The organism is Cupriavidus sp. WGlv3, from assembly GCF_023952475.1.
Classification (GTDB): Bacteria; Pseudomonadota; Gammaproteobacteria; order Burkholderiales; family Burkholderiaceae; genus Cupriavidus; species Cupriavidus phytorum.
This window is the reverse complement of the sequence record NZ_JALHRX010000052.1, coordinates 1-6,817: the sequence shown is the minus strand read 5'-3', so window position 1 is coordinate 6,817 and position 6,817 is coordinate 1. Positions and strand designations below refer to the sequence as shown.

8 protein-coding genes are annotated in these 6,817 nt (G+C 70.0%); all 8 read left to right on the top strand.

The window, feature by feature from the left end; all coding sequences use genetic code 11:
- A partial coding sequence (locus tag MKD38_RS29980; RefSeq protein ID WP_305882540.1) for a carboxyl transferase domain-containing protein occupies positions 1–259 on the top strand: 259 nt, incomplete at its 5' end.
- A 32-nt stretch (positions 260–291) separates the two neighbouring features.
- Positions 292–1,188: a dienelactone hydrolase family protein gene (locus MKD38_RS29975; RefSeq protein WP_252682395.1), complete on the top strand. Its 897-nt coding sequence runs from the start codon at positions 292–294 to the stop codon at positions 1,186–1,188.
- A gap of 52 nt (positions 1,189–1,240) precedes the next feature.
- Positions 1,241–2,029, top strand: a complete 789-nt coding sequence (locus tag MKD38_RS29970) for an enoyl-CoA hydratase/isomerase family protein (RefSeq protein ID WP_252682394.1) — start codon at positions 1,241–1,243, stop codon at positions 2,027–2,029.
- A 240-nt stretch (positions 2,030–2,269) separates the two neighbouring features.
- Positions 2,270–3,670: an adenosylmethionine--8-amino-7-oxononanoate transaminase gene (gene bioA / locus MKD38_RS29965; RefSeq protein ID WP_252682392.1), complete on the top strand. Its 1,401-nt coding sequence runs from the start codon at positions 2,270–2,272 to the stop codon at positions 3,668–3,670.
- Positions 3,660–4,874: an 8-amino-7-oxononanoate synthase gene (gene bioF / locus MKD38_RS29960; protein WP_252682390.1), complete on the top strand. Its 1,215-nt coding sequence runs from the start codon at positions 3,660–3,662 to the stop codon at positions 4,872–4,874. The genes bioA and bioF overlap by 11 nt, the downstream gene beginning before the upstream one ends.
- Entirely contained in the window at positions 4,871–5,626 is a 756-nt protein-coding gene (gene bioD, locus MKD38_RS29955; RefSeq protein ID WP_252682388.1) for a dethiobiotin synthase, read from the top strand. The genes bioF and bioD overlap by 4 nt, the downstream gene beginning before the upstream one ends.
- A 22-nt stretch (positions 5,627–5,648) precedes the next feature.
- Positions 5,649–6,671: a biotin synthase BioB gene (bioB, locus tag MKD38_RS29950; protein WP_252682386.1), complete on the top strand. Its 1,023-nt coding sequence runs from the start codon at positions 5,649–5,651 to the stop codon at positions 6,669–6,671.
- A gap of 71 nt (positions 6,672–6,742) precedes the next feature.
- A partial coding sequence (locus MKD38_RS31210; RefSeq protein ID WP_171516668.1) for a biotin carboxylase N-terminal domain-containing protein occupies positions 6,743–6,817 on the top strand: 75 nt, incomplete at its 3' end.

The window sequence follows — 6,817 nt, the reverse complement described above, 5'->3', positions numbered from 1 at the left end:
CGCGAGCGTGCTGGCGACGGTGCGCCGCGATGGCATCGAAGCGAAGGGCGGCCAGTGGAGCGCGGAGGAAGAGGACGCCTTCAAGCAGCCGATCCGCGACCAGTACGAGCACCAGGGGCACCCGTACTACGCCAGCGCGCGGCTGTGGGACGACGGCGTGATCGATCCCGCGCAGACGCGCACGGTGCTGGGGCTGGGCCTGTCGGCCAGCCTCAACGCGCCGATCGACGAGATGAAGTTCGGCGTGTTCCGCATGTAGGTCGCGCCATACCCGATACTGCCTGACTCCTGATGCACCGCACCGTCCGCCTGTTGCACCGCCTTGCCCTGGCCACGGCGCTCGCCCTGCTGGCGCCGCTGTGCGGGCATGCGCAGATGGCGGATGGCAACGGCCAGTCGGCGGCGCGCGTGCGCTTCCAGGAGCAGGTGGTGATGCTGCCCAAGGCCGCGATCCCGTCACGCATCGACCTGGAAGCGACGGTGTTCAAGCCGGCCGGCGCCGGGCCGTTCCCGCTGGTGGTAATCAACCACGGCAAGGCGCCGGGCCGGCCCGGCATGCAGGGCCGCGCGCGCTTCCCGGCGCAGAGCGTGGAGTTCCTGCGCCGCGGCTACGTGGTGGTGCTGCCGATGCGGCAGGGCTTCGCGCGTTCGGGCGGCGCCTATATCGGCGGCAGCTGCGACATCGAGACCAACGGCATGATGCAGGCCGACGACGTCGTCGCCACGCTCGACTACATGGCGACGCAGCCCTATGTCGACATGGACCGCATCGTCGTGATCGGCCAGTCGCACGGCGGCCTGACCACCATGGCCTTCAGCACCATCGCCTATCCCGGCGTGCGCGGCGTGGTCAACTTCGCCGGCGGGCTGCGCAACCTGAACTGCCCCGACTGGGAAGAGCGCCTGGTCGATGCCTTCGCCGCCTACGGCAGCGTGGCACGCTACCCGTCGCTGTGGGTCTATGGCGACAATGACAGCTACTGGCCGGTGCCCTTGCCCGGCCGCATGTTCAACGCCTTCAAGGCGCGCGCCAGCGGCCCGGCGGCGCAGGCCCGGCTGGTCGACGTGGGCGAGTTCGGCGCCGACTCGCACCGGCTGTTCAGCGCGCGCGAAGGCATCCCGGTGTGGCTGCCGGAGGTGGGCGACTTCTTCCGCTCGCTGGGGCTGCCCTTCGATCCGGACACCTGAGCCACATTTTCCCTATCCGCTATATGCGCCATATCCGCCAACGGAGCGAACCATGGAATTCACTGCCCTGACCGTCAATATCGCCAACCACGTTGCCACCGTCACGCTGAACCGGCCGGACGTGCGCAATGCCTTCAACGAGACCGTGATCGCCGAGCTGACCGGCGCCTTCCGCGCGCTGGGCGACATGGACGAGGTGCGCGCCATCGTGCTGGCCGGCAGCGGCCCGGCGTTCTGCGCCGGCGCCGACCTGAACTGGATGAAGAAGATGGCGGGCTACTCCGACGACCAGAACCGCGCCGATGCGCTGACGCTGGCGCAGATGCTGCACACCATCTGGTCGTGCCCGCGCCCGGTGATCGCGCGCATCCAGGGCGATACCTATGCCGGCGGCATGGGCCTGGTGGCCGCGTGCGATATCGCGGTCGCGGCCGAGCATGCGCATTTCTGCCTGTCCGAGGCGCGCCTGGGGCTGCTGCCCGCCACCATCAGCCCGTACGTGATCCGCGCCATGGGCGAGCAGGCCGCGCGCCGCTACTTCATCACCGCCGAGCGCTTCGACGCAGCGGAGGCGCTGCGCCTGGGCCTGCTGCACGCGGTGGTGCCGGCCGAGGCGCTCGACGGCAAGGTCGCCGAACTGACGGCCGCGCTGGTGGCCAACAGCCCCAACGCCGTGCGCGAGAGCAAGCGGCTGGTGCAGGACATCGCCGGTCGCGTGATCGACAACGACCTGCTGGCGGACACGGCCGACCGCATCGCGAAGATCCGCGCTTCGGAAGAGGGGCGGGAAGGGGTGAAGTCGTTCCTGGAGAAGCGCACGCCGTCGTGGCGTCCGGCCTGAGTTCAAATAAAGACCGGGTGCGACTGCGTGGAGATGGCGGCACGCTAGCCACAAGCGCAGTGCTTCTTGCGGGCAACATCCGCTAAATCCGGTCAACGCTGCGCTAACGGGAAAAATCTTGCGGCATTGCCAAGCCGCGGAAGTCTTCCCTACCATGACCCTCCCAATCCGTCCGCGACCATCGCGCCGACCGGCTCTGCCGGCGGCGCCAGCGCGGACGGCCAACCAAGGAGGGCTATCTTGGACCACCTGTCCCTTTCCCCAGGCAGCGTCGCGGCCACACTGGGCCAGCGCAGCCGCGCCGCCGTCTGGCATCCGTGCACGCGCCTGCGTCCGGACGATCACGCCGTGCCGCTCGCGATCGTGCGCGGCGAAGGCCCGTGGCTGCACGATGCCGACGGCCAGCGATATTTCGACGCCACCAGTTCCTGGTGGGTCAACCTGTTCGGCCATGCCAACCCGCGCATCAATGCCGCGCTGGCAGGCCAGCTGGAGACGCTCGAGCATGTGATGCTCGCGGGCTGCACGCATGCGCCCGCGGTGGAGCTGGCCGAGCGCCTGTCGGCGCTGACCGGCGGCGCGCTGGGCAATGTCTTCTATGCCTCGGACGGCGCCTCGGCGGTCGAGATCGCACTGAAGATGAGCTTCCATTACTGGCGCAACACCGGCCTGCCGGCCAAGCGCGAGTTCGTCTGCCTGCGCCACGGCTACCACGGCGAAACCGTGGGCGCGCTCGCCGTCACCGACGTGGAGATCTTCCGCGACGCCTACGACGCGCTGATCCGCCGCGCCCATGTGGTGATGTCGCCCGATGCGCGGCAAGCCCGGCGCGGCGAGTCCGCCGCCGACGTGGCGGCGCGCGCGCTGGCGGAGCTGGAGGCGCTGCTGCGCGAGCGCGCCGGAGCCATTGCCGCGCTGATCGTCGAGCCGCTGGTGCAGGGCGCCGCCGGCATGGCGATGCATGACCCGTCTTACCTCGACGGCGTGCGCGCGCTGTGCGGCCGCTACCGCGTGCACCTGATCGCCGACGAGATCGCGGTGGGATGCGGGCGCACCGGCACCTTCTTCGCGTGGGAACAGTCGCGCGGCACCGAGGCGCCGCTGCCCGCGCATGCGTGGCCCGATTTCCTGTGCCTGTCCAAGGGCATCAGCGGCGGCTACCTGCCGCTGTCGCTGGTGCTGTCGCGCCCGGAAATCCAGCGTGCCTTCGTCGCCGACGAGCTCGCGCGCAGCTTCCTGCATTCACATTCGTACACCGGCAACCCGCTCGCCTGCCGCGCGGCGCTGGCCACGCTGGACCTGTTCGCGCAGGACGATGTGCTGGCGCGCAACCGCGACCGTGCGCAGTGGCTGGCCGACGGCATGGCGGGGCTGGCCGCCGACGCTCGCGTGCGGCATGTGCGCCAGCGTGGCCTGATCTGGGCCGCCGATGTCGGTGACGACGTTGCCGGCGCCGACTTCGCCGCGCGCTTCCACCATGCCGCGCGTGCGCGCGAGCTGCTGGTGCGACCGATCGGCAATACGCTCTACGTGATGCCGCCCTACGTCTTCGACGCCGCGCAGGCGCGCTGGCTGGGCGAACGAATGCTGGCCACGCTCGACGACGTGACCGCGGGCAAGGAGGTGCGCCATGCTGCTTGAACAACTGACACAGGCCGCGGAACAGCGCCATGCGCTGGCGCTGACGCGCCGCCGCCGCATCGCGCACACTGCTTGCGCGCCGCACCAGGCCGTGGGCGAGGACGGCACCGAGGCCGAATCGCTGCTGACCTTCTGCAGCAACGATTACCTCGGGCTGGCCAATCATCCTGGCGTGGTCGCCGCGCTGGTGGAAGGCGCGCAGCGCTACGGCGCCGGCAGCGGCGCCTCGCACCTGGTCAGCGGCCATTCGCTCGCGCATGCGCAGCTGGAGGCGGAACTGGCACGCTGGTTCGCGCCGCATATCGCACAGGCGCGCACGCTGTACTTCTGCACCGGCTACATGGCCAACATGGCCGTGCTGACCGCGCTCGGCACCGCCGGCGCGACGCTGTTCTGCGAGTCGCTCAACCATGCCTCGCTGATCGACGGCGCGCGGCTGGCGCGTGCCGAGGTGCAGCGCTACCCGCATTGCGACACCGCAGCGCTGGAAGCGCTGCTCGCGGCCAGCACCAGCGCACGCAAGCTGATCGTCACCGACAGCGTGTTCAGCATGGACGGCAACGTCGCGCCGCTGCGCCAGTTGCTGGCGCTGGCCGAGCGTCATGACGCGTGGATCGTCGTCGACGATGCCCACGGCTTCGGCGTGCTCGGCGAGCAGGGGCATGGCGTGCTGGAAGCGCTCGGACTGTCGTCCGAACGCTTCATCTATATCGGCACGCTCGGCAAGGCTGCCGGCGTCGCGGGTGCCTTCGTCGCCGCGCACGAGACCATCATCGAGCACCTGGTCAACACCGCGCGGCCGTATATCTACACCACGGCCGCGCCGCCCGCGGTCGCGCATGCGCTGCTGGCCAGCCTGGCCATCATCGAAGGCGACGAGGGTCGGCAACGCCGCGCGCAACTGGCGCGCTGCATCGCCACGCTGCGCGAGGGGCTGGCCCAGCTGGCCGCGATCGCAGGCTGGACCCTGGGCGACAGCCAGACCGCGGTGCAGCCGCTGATCGTCGGCGACAACGGTGCCGCGCTGGCGCTGTCGGCCACGCTGGAGGCCGACGGCATCCGCGTCGGCGCGATCCGTCCGCCGACCGTGCCTGAAGGCACGGCACGGCTGCGCATCACGCTGTCGGCCGCCCACACCGAGGCCGATGTGCGGCGCCTGCTGGATGCGCTGAGCGCCGCGGTGGCGCAGCGGGAGGCGGCATGAACCCGCGCGCGCCCGTGCCTCTCGTGGCTCGCTTTGCCTGCTTCGTCACCGGCACCGACACCGGCATCGGCAAGACCCACGCCAGCGCCACGCTGCTGCATGCGCTCCATGCCGCCGGCTACCGCACCGCCGGCATGAAGCCGGTGGCCAGCGGCAGCGAATGGCGCGACGGCCACTGGCATAACGACGACGTGGCGCAGTTGCGCGCCGCCAGTTCGGTCGCGGTGCCGCTGGGCCAGACCTGCCCGTTCCTGCTGCGCACGCCGTGCTCGCCGCACCTGGCGGCCGCGCAGGAAGGCGTGCGCATCACGCGCGCACCCATCCGTGATGCCTTCGACGCGCTGCGCCGCCAGGCCGATGCCGTGGTGGTGGAGGGCGTGGGCGGCTTCAACGTGCCGCTCGACGCCGGCGCGGTGCGCTGGAACACCGCCGACCTCGCCGTGATGCTGAGCGTGCCGGTGGTGATGGTGGTCGGCATCCGGCTCGGCTGCCTGAACCACGCCGTGCTGACCGCCGAAGCCATCCGCGCGCGCGGCCTGCCGCTGGCCGGCTGGATCGCCAACCGGGTCGACCCGGACATGCTGCTGGCCGACGAGAACATCGCCACGCTGCACGCATCGCTCGATGCGCCCTGCCTGGGCGAACTGCCCTGGCAACTGGCGCCCGCCTCCGCGGCGGACCGGCTCGACCTCGCGCCGCTGTTGACTGCCGCCACTCGATACCAGGCCGAGGCTGCCGGCCTGGCCGCCTGACAACTACAAAATCTCATTGACCATGACCCAAGCCCACACCGTTACCACCATCTCCGCCGAATCGCTGCGCCAGACGGCGCGCCAGCATGCCTTGCCCGACGATGCCAAATGGCGCGTCGATGACGTCGCCGCGCTGTTTGCGCTGCCATTCAACGACCTGCTGTTCCGCGCCCAGCAGGTACACCGCGAACACTTCGATGCCAACACCGTGCAGCTGTCGACGCTGCTGTCGATCAAGACCGGCGGCTGCGAGGAGGATTGCGGCTACTGCCCGCAGAGCGCGCACCACGATGCCGGCGTCAAGGCCGAGAAGCTGATGGCGCTGGAAGAAGTGATGGACGCCGCGCGCGCGGCCAAGGCCAATGGCGCCACCCGCTTCTGCATGGGCGCGGCCTGGCGCAGCCCCAAGGACCGCCACCTGGAGCCGGTGATGGACATGGTGCGCGAAGTCAAGGCGATGGGGCTGGAGACCTGCGTCACGCTGGGCATGCTCAAGGCCGAGCAGGCGCAGCAGCTCAAGGAGGCGGGGCTGGACTACTACAACCACAACCTCGACACCTCGCCCGAGTTCTACGGCAAGATCATCACCACGCGCACCTACCAGGACCGGCTCGACACCATCGGCCATGTGCGCGATGCCGGCATCAACGTCTGCTGCGGCGGCATCGTCGGCATGGGCGAGTCGCGCGAGGCACGCGCCGGCCTGATCGCGCAGCTGGCCAATATGGACCCGTATCCGGAATCGGTGCCGATCAACAACCTGGTGCAGGTCGAAGGCACGCCGCTGGCAGGCACCGAGGCGCTGGACCCGTTCGAGTTCGTCCGCACCATCGCGGTGGCGCGCATCACCATGCCGCAAGCGATGGTGCGCCTGTCCGCCGGCCGCGAGGCCATGGACGAAGCGCTGCAGGCGCTGTGCTTCATGGCCGGCGCCAATTCGATCTTCTACGGCGAAAAGCTGCTCACCACCGGCAACCCGCAGGCCGACCGCGATCGCGCGCTGCTGGCCCGCCTCGACATCCGCGCCGAGGGCTACGCGGGATGATGTGACAGGAAAGTGCCCGCTGGACGGCGCGCCGCCGTAATATCCCGGTTAGGGGATAACAAGGAGGGCGCATGTTCAACAAGATCCTGATCGCCAACCGCGGTGAAATCGCCTGCCGCGTGGCCGCCACCTGCCGCCGGCTGGGC